Genomic DNA, 13,685 nt, shown 5'->3' with positions numbered 1-13,685 from the left:
GGCCAAAGGCTGGGCGGAGGGTGACGGCTCGGGCCCGCGCTCACCTCGCGTACAGCTGGTCGATCTCCTCCGCGAAGTCCCGCACGATCGCCGCCCGGCGCAGCTTGAACGACGGTGTCAGATGCCCGCGCTCCTCGGTGAAGTCGGTGGGCAGCACCAGGAAGCGGCGGATCGACTCGGCCCGCGACACCTGCGAGTTGGCCTCGTCCACCGCCTGCTGGAGGTTGCGCAGCAGATCCTCGTCCCGCACCACCTCGGCCCGGCTCAGATGCTCCTTCTTGTGCATCCGCTGCCAGTGCGCCAGCCCGTCCGCCTCCAGCGTCACCAGCGCGGCCACGTACGGGCGGTTGTCACCGACCACCACACACTGGCTGACCAGGGGGTGCGCCCGCAGCCAGTCCTCCAGCGGACCCGGGGCCAGGTTCTTGCCGGCGGAGGTGATGATCAGGTCCCTCTTCCGGCCGGTGATGCTCAGATACCCCTCCGAGTCCAGTGCGCCCAGGTCCCCGGTGGGCAACCAGCCGTCCACCACCGGCGCCGGCCGTACCGTCCCACTCCGGGCGTCCCAGTAACCGCTGAAGATGTGCTCGCCCTTGACCAGCACCTCCCCGTCGTCGGCGATCCGCAGCGCTGTGCCCGGCACCGGCCAGCCGACCGTGCCCAGCCGCGGTCTGAGCGGCGGTGTGGCGGTGGTCGCCGCGGTGGTCTCGGTCAGCCCGTACCCCTCGTACACGGTGACCCCCGCCCCCTCGAAGAACGCGGCGAGCCGGTGCCCGAGCGGCGAGCCGCCGCAGACGACGTACCGGCAGCGACCGCCCAGCGCCGCCCGGATACGCCGGTAGACCAGTGCGTCGTACAGTCCGCGCGCGGCACGCAGCCCCAGTCCCGGACCGCCGCCGAAACCGTGCTCGGCCGCCTCCACCGCCTCCCCGTAGCGCTGGGCCACCCGCGCGCCCCGGTCGAAGGACGCCGCCCGGCCGATCCGTTCGGCCGTCGCCCGGCCGGTGTTGTAGATCTTCTCCAGCACGTACGGAATGCCCAGCAGGAACGTCGGGCGGAAGGCGGCCAGATCGGCCAGCAGGTCGTCCGTCCTGACGCTCGGCGCGTGCCCCAGCCGCACCCGGGCCCGCAGACAGCCGATCGCCACCATCCGCCCGAACACGTGGGACAGCGGCAGGAACAGCAGCGTGGACGGCTCCTCGGCCGCCTGGGCACGGAAGACCGGGTGCAGCAGTTCGATCGCGTTGTCCACCTCGGCGAAGAAGTTCCCGTGCGTGAGCGCACAGCCCTTGGGCGGACCCGTCGTCCCCGAGGTGTAGACGAGCGTCGCCACCGAAGCGGGCGACAGCAGCCCGCGGCGCTCGGCCACCAGCGCGTCCGGCAACCGGCGCCCCGCGTCCACCACGTGCCCCACGGCGCCCGCGCTGAACTGCCACAGGTGCTCCAGGTCCGGCAGGTTGCCCCGCTCCGCGCTGAGCAGCCGCGTCTGCTCGACGTCCTCCACGAAGCAGGCGCGGGCCCGCGAGTCCCGCAGGATGTGGCGGGCCTGCGAGGCGGAGGACGTCGGGTACACCGGCACCGTCACCAGACCCGCCGCCCAGGCCGCGAAGTCCGTGAGCGTCCACTCGTACGTCGTACGGGCCATGATGGCGATCCGGTCGCCCGGGTGCAGGCCCAGCGCGATCAGCCCCTTCGCCATGGCCAGGACCTCCGCGGCGAACACGCGGGCCGGCACCTCGCGCCAGCCCCCGTCGGCGGTACGACGGCTGAGGACCGCCGCGTCGGGGGCCTCTTCCGCGTTGGTGAACGGGATGTCCGCGAGGGACCCGTCGGTCACCCTGGGGGCCAGCGGCGGCACCGAGACCTCACGGACCCGGCCCGCCTCCACGGTGATGCGCGGCGGGGTGAAAGTGGGCTGCTCAGCCGGCATGGGTGCGGCTCCTCCTGGACGCTGGGGGCGAGCGCGCCCCCGGGAAACGGGAAGGGCGGGGTCGGGTGTGGCGTGGGGGTGCGGGTGGGACGGGCCGGTACGGGCCATGAACGGTTTCCTGTGCGAGGTCCGGGGCGAGGTCCCGGAGAGATCCGGGACGAGTTCCCGGGCGGCGTCCGGCTGACGGTGCGGCCGGTTGCGGGGGTCCCGGACCGACATCCGGTCACGGCGGCCCGGGGCGCTCGCGGGCCGGAACGGCGACGCGGCGGGGGACCTCGGCGGGAGACCTCGGCAGGGTGCCTCGGCAGGGTCCGCGGCGCAGTTGGACGCGGCGGGCTGCGGGGCCGGCGCGGCGGACTGCGGGGGCCGGTGGGGCTCATCCTCGACCGAACTCCTGACCAGGAAGTAACCTTACTCGTAAGTAAAAGCTACGCGAGCCGGACGAGTTGGGGAATGGCCGATCGCCGCCTTCGTCGGCCCCGCAGCCCGATCCGCCTCCGCCCCCACCGCTCGTGCGTGCGACCTCCCGCACACCGTCACGCACGGCATGTGGACCTTCGCGTGCTGTCCGGCGGAGTACGCCAGGCGAGCGGGGCGCTCACACGGCGGCGGAGTTCACGGTGCCCCCGTCCTGCTCCCGTCCGAGGTCGTCCACGCGAGCGACCCGGCGACCGGCGCCTTCACCGTGCGTGACGTCGGCGGCACAGGAAAACCGCACGTCACCGGGGCGGTCGCCGAGGCCCCGCCGACAGGCGGCTGACACCCGTTCGGCCCAATCGGAGCGGCGGGCGGGTGCCGGGGGTGGTTGCGTTGCTGGAGTAGCGATCCCTCTACGACAGGAGCTGTGGCATGGTCGTCCAGAAACTGCACGAGGCCGGCCTGCGGAGTGAGCACGCCTACTGCGCGGCTGTGGCCTCGATCGGCATCTCTTTCCTGAGCTGGGCCGTCTCCGTCAAGGGCGAGAAGGCCGGCATGGACCGGGCCGACCGGTGGGGCATCTTCGTCGGGGAATGGGCGCCCACGTTCTTCGGCCTGGGGCTGGCACTGGCCCAGTACGAGAACACGGGCAAGAAGTAGCGGGACTCGACGAGGGCGCCGCGGGCTCACCGGCCGGGTCCGGGCACCCACCGGGCGCCCTTGGTCAGGTTCTCCAGTCCCGCCCAGCAGAAGTTCATCAGCGTCGCCGCCGTCTCCTTGGCCGAGGGGGCGGCGTCGCCGTCGGCCGCGGCCCGCGCGTTGGCCCACTCGGCCAGCGACTCGGCGGCGCCGACCAGCGCGTGGGCGAGCCCGGACACCTCCCGTTCGGCCAGTGCGCCGTCGCAGCCGGTGTCCCGGGCCGCCTGGGCGAGGAGGCCGGTCACCAGGGCGGTGATCTCCACGCGCATGGCGGTGACCTCCTGGACGAACGGTTCGCCCTGGGTGCGGGCCCGGTGGAGCACGGCGATGCCGTGCGGGCGGGCCGCGGTGTGCGCGAAGAACGCGGTGAGGCCGTTCCACAACTGCTGGTCGGCGGCGCCGCGTTCCCTGGTGCCCTGCCGTACGGCGGCGACCAGGGCGCGGATCTCCCGCCGCACACAGGCCATGAACAGGTCTTCCTTGGACTTCAGGTAGAGGTAGACCAGGGGCTTGGAGACCCCGGCCGCCTCGGCGATGTCGTCCATGGAAGCGGCCTGGTACCCGTGGCGCGCGAAAGCGGCGACAGCGGCGTCCAGCATCTGCCGCTCCCGCACCTCGCGCGGCATCCGCTTCTGCCCCACGCGTGTCAACCCCTCTTCCCCGTACGCCGGTTGTGTGCCCCGCCTGCCGTGCCGGCGCGGTACGCCCCCGGCCTTCCGCAAGCGTACGCGCCCCCGGCCGGACGGCCGGGGGCGCGGGAGACGTACGGGGGGCCGGGGGTCAGCCGACGGCCGCCGGCTGAGGGGCGTTCGTACGGGACTCACCGGCCGAGCCGGTCGAGTCGGCCTCCTCGATGCTGAAGCTCCGGGCGCGGGAGAACGCCTCCCGGTCCAGGATCTTCTCCTTGGCGGACACCACGACCGGCACCACGACCTGGCCCGCGACGTTCGTCGCCGTACGCATCATGTCGAGGATCGGATCGATGGCCAGCAGCAGGCCGACGCCCTCCAGGGGCAGGCCCAGGGTGGAGAGGGTCAGGGTGAGCATCACCGTCGCGCCGGTCAGACCGGCCGTGGCGGCGGAGCCGATGACCGACACGAAGACGATCAGCAGGTACTCCTTGATGCCCATGTCCACGTGGAAGAACTCGCCCACGAAGATGGCCGCGATGGCCGGGTAGATGGAGGCGCAGCCGTCCATCTTGGTGGTGGAGCCGAACGGCACCGCGAAGGACGCGTACTCCTTGGGCACGCCCAGCCGCTCGGTGACCTTCTGGGTCAGCGGCATGGTGCCGACCGAGGAGCGGGAGACGAACGCCAGCTGGATCGCGGGCCAGGCGCCCTTGAAGAACTGGAGCGGGTTGACCTTGGCGACGGTGCCCAGCAGCAGCGGGTAGATGCCGAAGAGGACCAGGGCGCAGCCGATGTAGATGTCGGCCGTGAAGGTCGCGTAGCTGCCGATCAGATCCCAGCCGTAGTCCTTGATGGCGGTGCCGATCAGACCGATCGTGCCGATCGGGGCCAGCCGGATGATCCACCACAGCGCCTTCTGGAGCAGCGTCAGCACCGAGTCGCCCAGCTTCAGGATGGGTTCGGCCTTCTCGCCCAGCTTCAGCGCGGCGATACCGACGACGACCGCCATGAAGACGATCTGGAGGACCTTCAGTTCGGTGAAGGGCGTGATGATGTCCGTCGGGATGATCCCGGTGAGGAAGTCCAGCCAGGAGCCCTGCGTCTCCGGCTTGGCGGCGTCCTTCGCGGACAGCCCGGTGCCGGAGCCGGGGTGAGTGACCAGGCCGATGACCAGGCCGATCGCCACGGCGATCAGCGAGGTGACCATGAACCACAGCAGGGTGCGGGTGGCGAGCCGCGCCGCGTTGTGGACGTTGCGCAGGTTGGTGATCGAGATCGTGATCGCGAAGAAGACCAGCGGGGCGACGGCCAGCTTCAGCAGCTGGACGAAGATCTCACCGATCTTGGTGAGGGTGGTGCCCAGCCAGGCGACGTCCCAGTTGCGGGCGGCCCAGCCGAGGACCACGCCGAGGACGAGACCGGCCAGGATCTGCACCCAGAACGGGATCTTGGGTATCCGGAAGCCCTTGCTGGGCCCGGTGCCGCCGGACGTGGCTACGGCCGACGCGGACGACGTGGACGGTGAGGACGACGAGGACGACGAAGACGACGAGGACACGGACAGACTCCGGAGACGTGTCGAGGAGAGCGGACTCGGGGAAGAGGCGTCGCGAGCAGGGATCGCAGGCGGGTGCGGTCGTCGCGCCGGAGGGTAGTCCGGCCGCGCTGTCAGCGACAGGTCGCCGACATACAGCGGCACAGGTCGACGTGCAGCCTGGCCACGAGCGCCAGACCGGGCCGTCCCCGGTGCGCGTCGGAAGTGGTGGCTGCATTCGTCATGGCCGTCACGCTAACACTCCGTCTTTGGCTTACCCAAAGCATTCCTTTGGGAGACAGTTACGGAAAAGCTCAACGCCCCGACGGGAGAAGGGCATTCCCGACGGGGCGCTGTTGGCGGTGTGACGAGGGTTACACCGAGGCGGCGGGGCCTCGCTCAGACCGAACCGGTCCTCGGTTCACGGCTCACGGCATGCGGCTGGACGTCGTCCTCCTGGGCCTGGTTGGCGGCCAGCCGCTCCTTGGCCCGGGAGACGCCCTCCGTGATCTGCTCGGACATGGCGTCGCGCTGCTTGCGCAGCAGGACGTAGCTGAGCGGCGCGGAGAGCACCAGCGCGAGGAGCACCAGCCAGACGGGGTTCGACTTGCCGATACCGGAGGGGATCACGCCGAACTGCGCCAGCAGCCCGACGACGACGAGGCAGCCGACGAAGATGCCAAGCCGCATGGTGGTGTAGCGGAGCGTCGCGTGCGACCTGCTGCTGCCCACGGTGTCCTCCATGCTTTCGGGCGTTTCACGGATCAATCCTCACCAGTCAAACACAGGCCGTCGCACGATCTTCGGCGACCCCTCCCCGGGACCTTCGCACACCGCTCACTCCAGCAGCCGCGCCACCACCCGCAGATCCGAGAGGAAACCCTCGTACGCCTCCCGGCGCTCCTTGTCGCCGCCCGCCCGCAGGATCGCCGAGGGATGGATCGTGGGCACCACCCGCTCGGTACGCCCGTGCAGCTCACGCTCCGTGCAGGTGCCCCGCTCCCTGGTGACGCGGAACGACGAACCGAACAGCGCCTTGCCCGCCGTCGCACCCAGCACCACCAGCACCTCCGGCTCGGTCAGTGCCAGCTCCGCCGCCAGCCACGGCCCGCAGGCCGCCCTCTCGCGCAGCGTCGGGGGCTTGTGGATGCGCCGTTTGCCGCGGCCCTCCTCGTGCGCCCACTTGAAGTGCTTGACGGCGTTGGTCACATACGTCTGCGCCGGATCGATGCCCGCCTCCTCCAGCGCCCGGTCCAGCATCCGCCCGGCCGGGCCGACGAACGGTTCGCCCTGCCGGTCCTCCTGGTCGCCGGGCTGCTCCCCCACGAGGAACACCCGCGCGTGCGCGTCACCGCTGCCGAACACCGTCCGGGTGGCATCCCGGTGCAGCGGGCAGCCCCGGCACCCGGCCGCCGATTCCCGCAGCCGGCGCAGTCCCGCGTTGCCGCTCCCCGGTCGGGCGGGCAGGAACGGCGTCGCGTCGTACGCCTCCTCGGGCGCCGCCCCCTCGGCCTGCCCGGACTCCTTCGTCCGCTTGCCGCTGGTGGCCTTCTTCGCTGCCATACGGCTCGCGGTACCCCCTCACACGGGGGTCCTCACCGCACGGGTGGGGCTTACACCCGCATGGGCTGGGGCGACTCGCGCCGGTCGGGGTCCGGGCCCTCGTAGGTGCGCAGCGCGCCGTAGCGGGCGTCCCGCTCGACAGGACGGAAACCGGCGTCCCTGATGAGGTCCACCAGGTCCTCGCGGAAGAGCGCGTCCGCGTCCCGCTCCTCGTCGCCCTCCACGACACGGCCGGCCATCTCGTCCGCGCCGTGCTGGAGCGCCAGCTGCGCCGTCTGCGCGCCGTGCAGCGCCCAGTCGACGGCCACGTGCGGCACGTTGTCCAGCATCAGCCGCGCGACGGCGAACGTCTTGAGGATCTCGGCACCGGTCGCCCCGCGCGGGCCGGGGTGGCGCAGCGGGAGGAGGACGCGGAACCCGCCGGTCTCGTCCTGGAGTTCCCGCAGCCGCAGCAGGTGGTCCACCAGGTCTGCGGGCTCCTCGGTGTGCCCGTAGGGCAGCGTGCACGGCGTGGTGAGGCCCCTGCGGTGCGCCAGCCGCTGCACCCGCGCCCACTCCTCCCACGAGGGCCCGGGGCCGGCGGCGGGACGGGCGGTGAGGGACGCGGGACCGGCGGCGGTCAGCGCGTCCAGCACGGTCTCGGCCGACGTGCCCTGCTCGGCGATGCGGAGGACGTCGGCGACGGTGAACGCGTGCAGCGCCACCGTGTCGGGCACCTGACGGCGCAGCGCGCCCAGCACCTGTGCGTGGTGCTCCCAGGGCAGCTCGGCTGCGGCCGGCAGCTCCAGTTCGACGGCACCGGCGGCCACGGCCTCGGTCGCGTCGCGCACCGCGCCGTCGGGGTCCGTCACGTCCACCGTGCGGCGGACGGCGAAGCAGGCGGTGTCGCCGCTCTTGAGGGTGCGCACGTGGTGGGCCAGACCGCCCAGCCCGGCCAGGTCGTCGGACGCGAGGAGGGCGAGACCGTCCTCGCGGTCCAGCCGCTCGCCGGAGCGCACCTTCTTCTCGACGTTCTCCATGCCTCGCGCCACCTGTCCCATTCGTCCGTTCCGCTCACTGCCGCGCGCTGCCGACGAGACTACGCCAGCCCTGGTCGCGGCCTACTCCTCGGGCAGCTGCCCCACCCGGTTCTCCCACTTCGTGGAGAGCACGATCGTCGTACGCGTCCGGGAGACGCCCTTGGTGCCGGACAGCCGGCGGATGGTGCGCTCCAGCCCGTCCACGTCGCCCGCCCGGACCTTGAGCATGTAGGAGTCGTCACCGGCGATGAACCAGCAGTCCTCGATCTCGTGCAGATCCCGCAGCCGGCCGGCGACCTCCTCGTGGTCGGTGGCGTCCGACAGCTGGATGCCGATGAGCGCCGTCACCCCGAGACCGAGCGAGGTGGCATCGACGGTGGCGCGGTACCCGGTGATGACCCCGGCGGCCTCCAGCCGGTTGATCCGGTCGGTGACGCTGGGGCCCGACAGCCCCACCAGCCGCCCCAGTTCGGCGTAGGAGGCTCTTCCGTTCTCCCGCAGCGCCTGGATGAGCTGCCTGTCCACCGCGTCCATGGATGCCGCTGCCTCCCTCGTAGAAGTCCGGACAACGAATCTGCGTCCGGACAACGAATCTAAGGCATGGGCCCGACAGGACCCCGCCCAAGTTCCCCCTCCCAGCGGCGGTAGAGCCCATGTGGTACGCCCACCGCGTCCAGCGCCCGGCCGGCCACGAAGTCGACCAGGTCCTGGATGTGCCGGGCCCCGGCGTAGAAGGCGGGCGACGCGGGCAGCACCACCGCGCCCGCCTCGTCCAGCGCGACCAGGTGGCGCAGCGTCTGCCCGCTGAGCGGGGTCTCGCGCACCGCGACGACCAGGGGGCGGCGCTCCTTGAGCGTCACGGCGGCGGCCCGCTGCAACAGGTCCTTCGACAGCCCCAGCGCCACCCCGGCGACGCACGCGGTGCTCGCCGGGACCACCAGCATCCCCTTGACCGGGTACGAGCCGGAGGAGGGGCCTGCCGCCAGATCGCCCGACGGCCAGTGCCGGACGCGGGCCGGATCGACGTCGAACGCGTCGGGGGTGCCGTCCGCGCCACGGGCCAGCCAGCGGCGCAGATCGGTCTCCGCGTGGGCGTCGCGGAAGGGGTGCCCGGTCTCGTCGAGGATCGTCAGCCGGGAGGCGCGACTCACGATCAGATCGACGTCCTCACCGGCGGCGAGCAGACCGCGGATGACCGAGGCCGCATACGGTGTGCCCGACGCCCCGGAGACCCCCACGACCCACGGTGTGCGTGTCATGTCACTCACGTTCCCGACCCTACGCCCCGGGCGTACGGGCCCGGGGCGGGCCACGGGGCCCGCCGGCCCACGTACCCTCGATCCATGCGTGTCACCCGAGTCCGGGCCCGACTGACGGCCACAGCAACGTGCGGAACCCTGCTCGTCGCCGCCCTGACCGGGTGCTCGGCGACGGAGAGGCTGACCACCGGCCTCAAGGTCAAGCACGCCTTCGAGAAGCTCGGCGAGCAGCCCACCGCCTCGGTGCTGATGTCCGTCGACGGCAACACCCGCGACGCCGAGAAGTGGCTGCGCGCCGCCGGCGCCTCCGACAGCGCCGCCACCCACCACGCCGCCCGGCTGCTCAGCCGCGGCGAACTCACCTTCGCCGTCGGCTCCGACCGCGAGGAGACCCCCCTCAAAGAGCTGGACCGCTCCGAGCGGCTGCGCTTCGCCGCGGGCGTCAACTTCGGCGGACGGGACGTGGTGAACGTCAAATCGGTGGAGGAGAAGCTCTACGTACGCCTCAACCTGCGCTCCCTGGCCGCCCAGTCGGACGGCACCCTGCTGAAGCGCAAGCGGGCCCGCAAGATCGTCTCCCTCGCCGACGACCTGCCCACCACGCTGCGCTCGGCCAAGGACGCCCTCAAGGGCGAGTGGGTCGAGATCGACCCCGAGTCCTTCGACGACTTCGCACGCGCCGCGCAGCGGATCGCCGAGGACGAGAGGACCGGCCGCCTCAAGGAGCACGGCACCGCCGCCACCGCCCAGAGCGACGAGACCAGCAAACGGCTCAGCCGGGCCACGGAGGCCGGCCGCGCACTCAACGGGGAGTCCGAGCGGGAGTTCCTGGAGGGCCTGGAGAAGACCCTCGGCAGGCACGCCGAGTTCCACAAGGCCGGCGAGTGGGGCGGTGCCGAGCACGTGACGGTCACCATGCCCGCCCGCAAGGCGGCGCCCGACCTGTCCCGCGCCCTGGCGGCGCTCGGTGCGCGGCTGGATCCCGAACGGGTCCCCGACAAGACCGTCAGCGCCGATCTCCAGATCCGGCGCGGCCAGCTGACGGGGCTGACCGTGAACCTGGAGGAGTTCCTCACCGGCAAGCAGGCGAAGAAGGCCCACCTGCCGCTGCGCATGGACTTCGGCGGCGGCGACGCCGTCTCCGTCCGCGCGCCGGACGGGGCCCGCGAACTGGAACCGCAGGACCTGCTGGCCGCCGTCGTCTACGGCGCCCTGGGCACCGGCGACCTGTGACGCCATCCTGGTAGCCGCGGACGGCCCGCCCGGGGCCGGCCGGGCGCGCGCCGCGGCGGCCCCGGGGAACCGGGCCGGTGCCGTCCGCCGTTGTAGAGGGAACGGGACACGTCCCGGTGCTGGGGGGAGAGGCTCCTCATGAGGGAGGCGGGCATGACGAACGGCGCGGAGGGCTCGGGCGCCAAGGCGATGGCGGCCGGGAAGCTGATCTTCGGCTGGGTGGCGCTGCTGTGGGTGCTGGAAGCCGTCGACCAGGCCACGGGCAACGCGCTGGACACCTTCGGCATCGAGCCCCGCCGCGCCGGTGAACTGGTGGACGTCGTCCCGAGCGCCTTCATGCACTTCGGGTTCGAGCACCTGATCGCCAACACGCTGCCGCTGCTGATCCTCGGCTTCCTGGCCGCCCTGCGCGGCGTGGCCAGATTCCTGGCCGTGGCCGCCACCATCATCGTCGTCAGCGGGCTCGGCGTCTGGCTGATAGCCCCCACGGGCAGCAACACCGCCGGCGCCTCGGGGCTGATCTTCGGCCTCTTCGGCTATCTGGTGGTGCGCGGCTTCGTGGACCGCCGCATCACCGATGTCGCGCTGGGCACCGTCGTCGCCTTCTTCTACGGCTCGATCCTCTGGGGCGTCCTGCCCACCGACTCCGGCATCTCCTGGCAGGGCCACCTCTTCGGCCTGCTCGGCGGCATCCTCGCCGCCCGCCTCACCGCGGACCGCCGCACCGCGGGCGAGGGCAGACCGGCCTGGCACTGAACCCGCGGGGCCAAGCCGTCACGGCCGCCCGTCACACGCCCAGGCCGCGCACCGCGAGGTCGAGCAGCGCACACACGAACAGTGCGATGCCGATGAAGCTGTTGACCTGGAAGAACGCCCGGTTGAGCCGGGTGAGGTCGTGCGGACGCACGATGGTGTGCTCGTAGACGAAGGCAGCCGCCACTATCACCATGCCGAGCCAGTAGAAGGCCCCCGCATGGGTGAGCAGACCGAACGCGACCAGCAGCACCGTGGTGACCAGATGCGCCGCCCGGGTGGCGTGGATGGCGGCTGCGGTGCCGAACCGGGCGGGCACGGACTTGACGCCGTTGGCACGGTCCGCCGTCACGTCCTGGCAGGCGTAGATCAGATCGAAACCGCCGATCCAGATCCCCACCGCCAGGCCGAGCAGCACGGCGTGCCAGGACCAGGCACCCGTGACGGCCAGCCACGCACCCGTGGGGCCGATCGCCTGGGCGAGCCCCAGGATGGCGTGCGGGAAATTCGTGAACCGCTTGCCGTACGGATAGACCACCATCGGCACCACGGCGACCGGCGCCAGCGCCAGGCACAGCGGGTTGAGCAGGGCAGCCGCGCCCAGGAAGACGACGAGGGCCACGGCGGCGCCCGTCCACGCAGTACGGACCGACACCGCCCCGGTGACCAGCTCCCGGTTGGCCGTGCGCGGGTTACGGGCGTCGATCTCCCGGTCGATGATCCGGTTCGCCGCCATCGCGAACGTCCGCATCCCCACCATGGCGACCGTCACCAGGAAGAGCTGCCACCAGTGGACGCTGCGGTTCTCGCGGAACATCGCGGTGAGCGCCGCCATGTAGGCGAACGGCAGCGCGAAGACGGAGTGCTCGATGACGACCAGCCGCAGGAAGGCCCGGGTACGCCCCACCTCGGCACCAGGCCCCGGCCCCGGCCCGGAACCGACGACCCCTTCAGCCGCGCTCACAGCATCTCTCCGTTCTCCGTTCGCTTCTCCGCCCCCGCGGCACCCTGCGGGCCTCACTCCACACAGCAGCCCGGCAGCCGCGCGTGCGACGCTCACAGCATCTCTCCGTTCGCTTCTCCGCCCCCGCGGCACCCTGCGGGCCTCACAGTCCGTACTCCTTCCACCGGCGGGTCACCAGCTGGGCCACGCGTGGGTCCGACTCGATCATCTCCGGCCAGCCGCCATCGCGCGTGTACCCCTCCTCGGGGAGTTTGCGCGTGGCGTCGATACCGGCCTTGCCGCCCCAGAACTGCTGGTAGGAGGCGTGGTCGAGGTGGTCGACGGGGCCCTCGACCACCGTCAGGTCGCGGGCGTAGTCGACGTTGCCCAGCGCCCGCCAGGCCACCTCGTGCAGATTGCGCACGTCGCAGTCCTTGTCGACGACGACGATGAGCTTGGTCAGCGACATCATGTGCGCGCCCCAGATGGCGTGCATGACCTTCTGCGCGTGCTTCGGGTACTTCTTGTCGATGGCGACGATCGCGCAGTTGTGGAAGCCGCCGGACTCGGGCAGGTGGTAGTCCACGATGTCCGGCACGACGATCTTCAGCAGGGGCAGGAAGAACCGCTCCGTGGCCCGGCCCAGCGGCCCGTCCTCCGTCGGCGGGCGGCCCACCACGATGGACTGGAGCAGCGGCCGGCGCCGCGTCGTGACGCAGTCGATCCGCAGCGCCGGGAAGGGCTCCTGCGGGGTGTAGAAGCCGGTGTGGTCGCCGAAGGGCCCCTCCGGGAGGGTCTCGCCGGGCTCCAGCCAGCCCTCCAGGACGACCTCGGCGTTGGCCGGCACCTGGAGCGGGACGGTCTTGCAGTCCACCATCTCGACGCGCTTGCCCTGGAGGAAGCCGGCCAAAAGGTACTCGTCGATGTCGCCGGGCAGCGGCGCCGTGGACGCGTAGGTGACGGCGGGCGGGCAGCCGAAGGCGATGGCGACGGGCAGCTTCTCGCCACGGCGGGCGGCCACCTGGTAGTGGTTGCGGCTGTCCTTGTGGATCTGCCAGTGCATCCCGATGGTGCGGCGGTCGTGCCGCTGGAGGCGGTAGAGGCCCAGGTTCCGCACGCCCGTCTCGGGGTCCTTGGTGTGGGTGAGGCCCAGGTTGAAGAAGGAGCCTCCGTCGCCCGGCCAGGTGAACAGTGCGGGCAGCCGCTCCAGGTCCACCTCGTCGCCCTGCTGGACGACCTGCTGGACGGGGGCCTCCTTCACCTTCTTGGGCGGTACGTGCGCCATGGCGCCGAGCTTGCCGAAGGCTTCCCGGAAGCCGACGAAGCCCTGCGGCAGCTCCGGCTTGAGCAGCCCGCCGATCTTCTCGCTGATCTCGTCGTAGGAGGTCAGCCCGAGCGCCTTGAGGAGGCGGCGGTCGGTGCCGTAGACGTTCATCGCCAGCGGCAGATCGGAACCCTTGACGTTCTCGAACAGCAGTGCGGGACCGCCGGCCTTGTTGACCCGGTCGACGAGCTCCCCGACCTCCAGGTGCGGGTCCACCTCGGCCTTGACCCGTACGAGGTCGCGGTCACGCTCCAGGGCCCGCAGGAGCGAGCGGAGATCGTCGTATGCCATACCCCTCAGTATCCTCTCCGCCGCCCGCGCCCTGAGCGCCGGGGGCTGTGCGCGGCCCATTACGCTGGCCTTGTGGGGACCCGCGAGC

Annotated in this window: 13 protein-coding genes; 3 read left to right on the top strand and 10 right to left on the bottom strand. The window is 71.8% G+C overall.

The window, feature by feature from the left end; genetic code table 11:
- Positions 1 to 40: 40 nt before the first annotated feature.
- The gene (locus IO40_RS0118470) at positions 41 to 1,930 is read right to left on the bottom strand and encodes an AMP-dependent synthetase/ligase (RefSeq protein WP_016472830.1); all 1,890 of its coding nucleotides are present in this window, start codon (positions 1,928 to 1,930) and stop codon (positions 41 to 43) included.
- Positions 1,931 to 2,779: 849 nt separating this feature from the next.
- Here IO40_RS0118470 and IO40_RS0118465 point away from each other — a divergent pair.
- Positions 2,780 to 3,007: a hypothetical protein gene (locus tag IO40_RS0118465; protein WP_016472831.1), complete on the top strand. Its 228-nt coding sequence runs from the start codon at positions 2,780 to 2,782 to the stop codon at positions 3,005 to 3,007.
- Positions 3,008 to 3,033: 26 nt separating this feature from the next.
- On the opposite strand, the gene IO40_RS0118460 is transcribed toward IO40_RS0118465, so the two are convergent.
- The 7 genes from IO40_RS0118460 to IO40_RS0118430 all read right to left on the bottom strand — a co-directional run bounded on the left by IO40_RS0118460 (position 3,034) and on the right by IO40_RS0118430 (position 9,053).
- Complete coding sequence (locus IO40_RS0118460; protein ID WP_031175761.1) at positions 3,034 to 3,672, bottom strand: TetR/AcrR family transcriptional regulator; 639 nt, start codon at positions 3,670 to 3,672, stop codon at positions 3,034 to 3,036.
- Between the two features lie 154 nt (positions 3,673 to 3,826).
- Entirely contained in the window at positions 3,827 to 5,236 is a 1,410-nt protein-coding gene (locus tag IO40_RS0118455; protein WP_033229190.1) for a dicarboxylate/amino acid:cation symporter, read from the bottom strand.
- 375 nt (positions 5,237 to 5,611) lie between these two features.
- Positions 5,612 to 5,944, bottom strand: coding sequence for a DUF4229 domain-containing protein (locus tag IO40_RS0118450; protein ID WP_016472834.1), 333 nt, complete (start codon positions 5,942 to 5,944; stop codon positions 5,612 to 5,614).
- A 105-nt stretch (positions 5,945 to 6,049) separates the two neighbouring features.
- A complete protein-coding gene (locus IO40_RS0118445) occupies positions 6,050 to 6,775 on the bottom strand; it encodes a UdgX family uracil-DNA binding protein (protein ID WP_030409450.1) in 726 nt (241 codons plus the stop codon).
- Positions 6,776 to 6,825: 50 nt separating this feature from the next.
- A complete protein-coding gene (locus tag IO40_RS0118440) occupies positions 6,826 to 7,794 on the bottom strand; it encodes a hypothetical protein (protein ID WP_051719277.1) in 969 nt (322 codons plus the stop codon).
- A gap of 81 nt (positions 7,795 to 7,875) precedes the next feature.
- Positions 7,876 to 8,328, bottom strand: a complete 453-nt coding sequence (locus tag IO40_RS0118435; protein ID WP_016472837.1) for an Lrp/AsnC family transcriptional regulator — start codon at positions 8,326 to 8,328, stop codon at positions 7,876 to 7,878.
- A 59-nt stretch (positions 8,329 to 8,387) separates the two neighbouring features.
- Positions 8,388 to 9,053 (bottom strand): UbiX family flavin prenyltransferase, encoded by a 666-nt coding sequence (locus IO40_RS0118430; protein WP_016472838.1) that lies wholly within the window; start codon positions 9,051 to 9,053, stop codon positions 8,388 to 8,390.
- Between the two features lie 84 nt (positions 9,054 to 9,137).
- On the opposite strand from IO40_RS0118430, the gene IO40_RS0118425 reads away from it, so the two are divergent.
- A complete protein-coding gene (locus IO40_RS0118425; RefSeq protein ID WP_016472839.1) occupies positions 9,138 to 10,286 on the top strand; it encodes a hypothetical protein in 1,149 nt (382 codons plus the stop codon).
- Positions 10,287 to 10,439: 153 nt separating this feature from the next.
- Positions 10,440 to 11,042, top strand: coding sequence for a rhomboid family intramembrane serine protease (locus IO40_RS0118420; RefSeq protein WP_016472840.1), 603 nt, complete (start codon positions 10,440 to 10,442; stop codon positions 11,040 to 11,042).
- Between the two features lie 31 nt (positions 11,043 to 11,073).
- Here the strand turns inward: IO40_RS0118420 and mqnP are convergent, their stop codons facing one another.
- Positions 11,074 to 12,003, bottom strand: coding sequence for a menaquinone biosynthesis prenyltransferase MqnP (gene mqnP, locus IO40_RS0118415; protein WP_016472841.1), 930 nt, complete (start codon positions 12,001 to 12,003; stop codon positions 11,074 to 11,076).
- Between the two features lie 142 nt (positions 12,004 to 12,145).
- The gene (locus tag IO40_RS0118410; RefSeq protein WP_030409447.1) at positions 12,146 to 13,597 is read right to left on the bottom strand and encodes a menaquinone biosynthesis decarboxylase; all 1,452 of its coding nucleotides are present in this window, start codon (positions 13,595 to 13,597) and stop codon (positions 12,146 to 12,148) included.
- Positions 13,598 to 13,685 lie beyond the last annotated feature (88 nt).

It is taken from the genome of Streptomyces albus subsp. albus, from assembly GCF_000725885.1.
GTDB lineage: Bacteria > Actinomycetota > Actinomycetes > Streptomycetales > Streptomycetaceae > Streptomyces > Streptomyces albus.
Note: the sequence above shows the minus strand (reverse complement) of the source record. Positions and strands in the feature narration are given on the sequence as shown.

Excerpts from the sequence above, each read along its gene's own strand:
- IO40_RS0118465 (WP_016472831.1), top strand. The coding sequence starts at position 2,780 with ATGGTCGTCCAGAAACTGCACGAGGCCGGCCTGCGGAGTGAGCACGCC.
- IO40_RS0118440 (WP_051719277.1), bottom strand. The coding sequence starts at position 7,794 with ATGGAGAACGTCGAGAAGAAGGTGCGCTCCGGCGAGCGGCTGGACCGC.
- IO40_RS0118410 (WP_030409447.1), bottom strand. The coding sequence starts at position 13,597 with ATGGCATACGACGATCTCCGCTCGCTCCTGCGGGCCCTGGAGCGTGAC.
- IO40_RS0118445 (WP_030409450.1), bottom strand. The coding sequence starts at position 6,775 with ATGGCAGCGAAGAAGGCCACCAGCGGCAAGCGGACGAAGGAGTCCGGG.
- IO40_RS0118470 (WP_016472830.1), bottom strand. The coding sequence starts at position 1,930 with ATGCCGGCTGAGCAGCCCACTTTCACCCCGCCGCGCATCACCGTGGAG.
- IO40_RS0118420 (WP_016472840.1), top strand. The coding sequence starts at position 10,440 with ATGACGAACGGCGCGGAGGGCTCGGGCGCCAAGGCGATGGCGGCCGGG.
- IO40_RS0118435 (WP_016472837.1), bottom strand. The coding sequence starts at position 8,328 with ATGGACGCGGTGGACAGGCAGCTCATCCAGGCGCTGCGGGAGAACGGA.
- IO40_RS0118425 (WP_016472839.1), top strand. The coding sequence starts at position 9,138 with ATGCGTGTCACCCGAGTCCGGGCCCGACTGACGGCCACAGCAACGTGC.
- IO40_RS0118430 (WP_016472838.1), bottom strand. The coding sequence starts at position 9,053 with ATGACACGCACACCGTGGGTCGTGGGGGTCTCCGGGGCGTCGGGCACA.
- IO40_RS0118460 (WP_031175761.1), bottom strand. The coding sequence starts at position 3,672 with ATGCCGCGCGAGGTGCGGGAGCGGCAGATGCTGGACGCCGCTGTCGCC.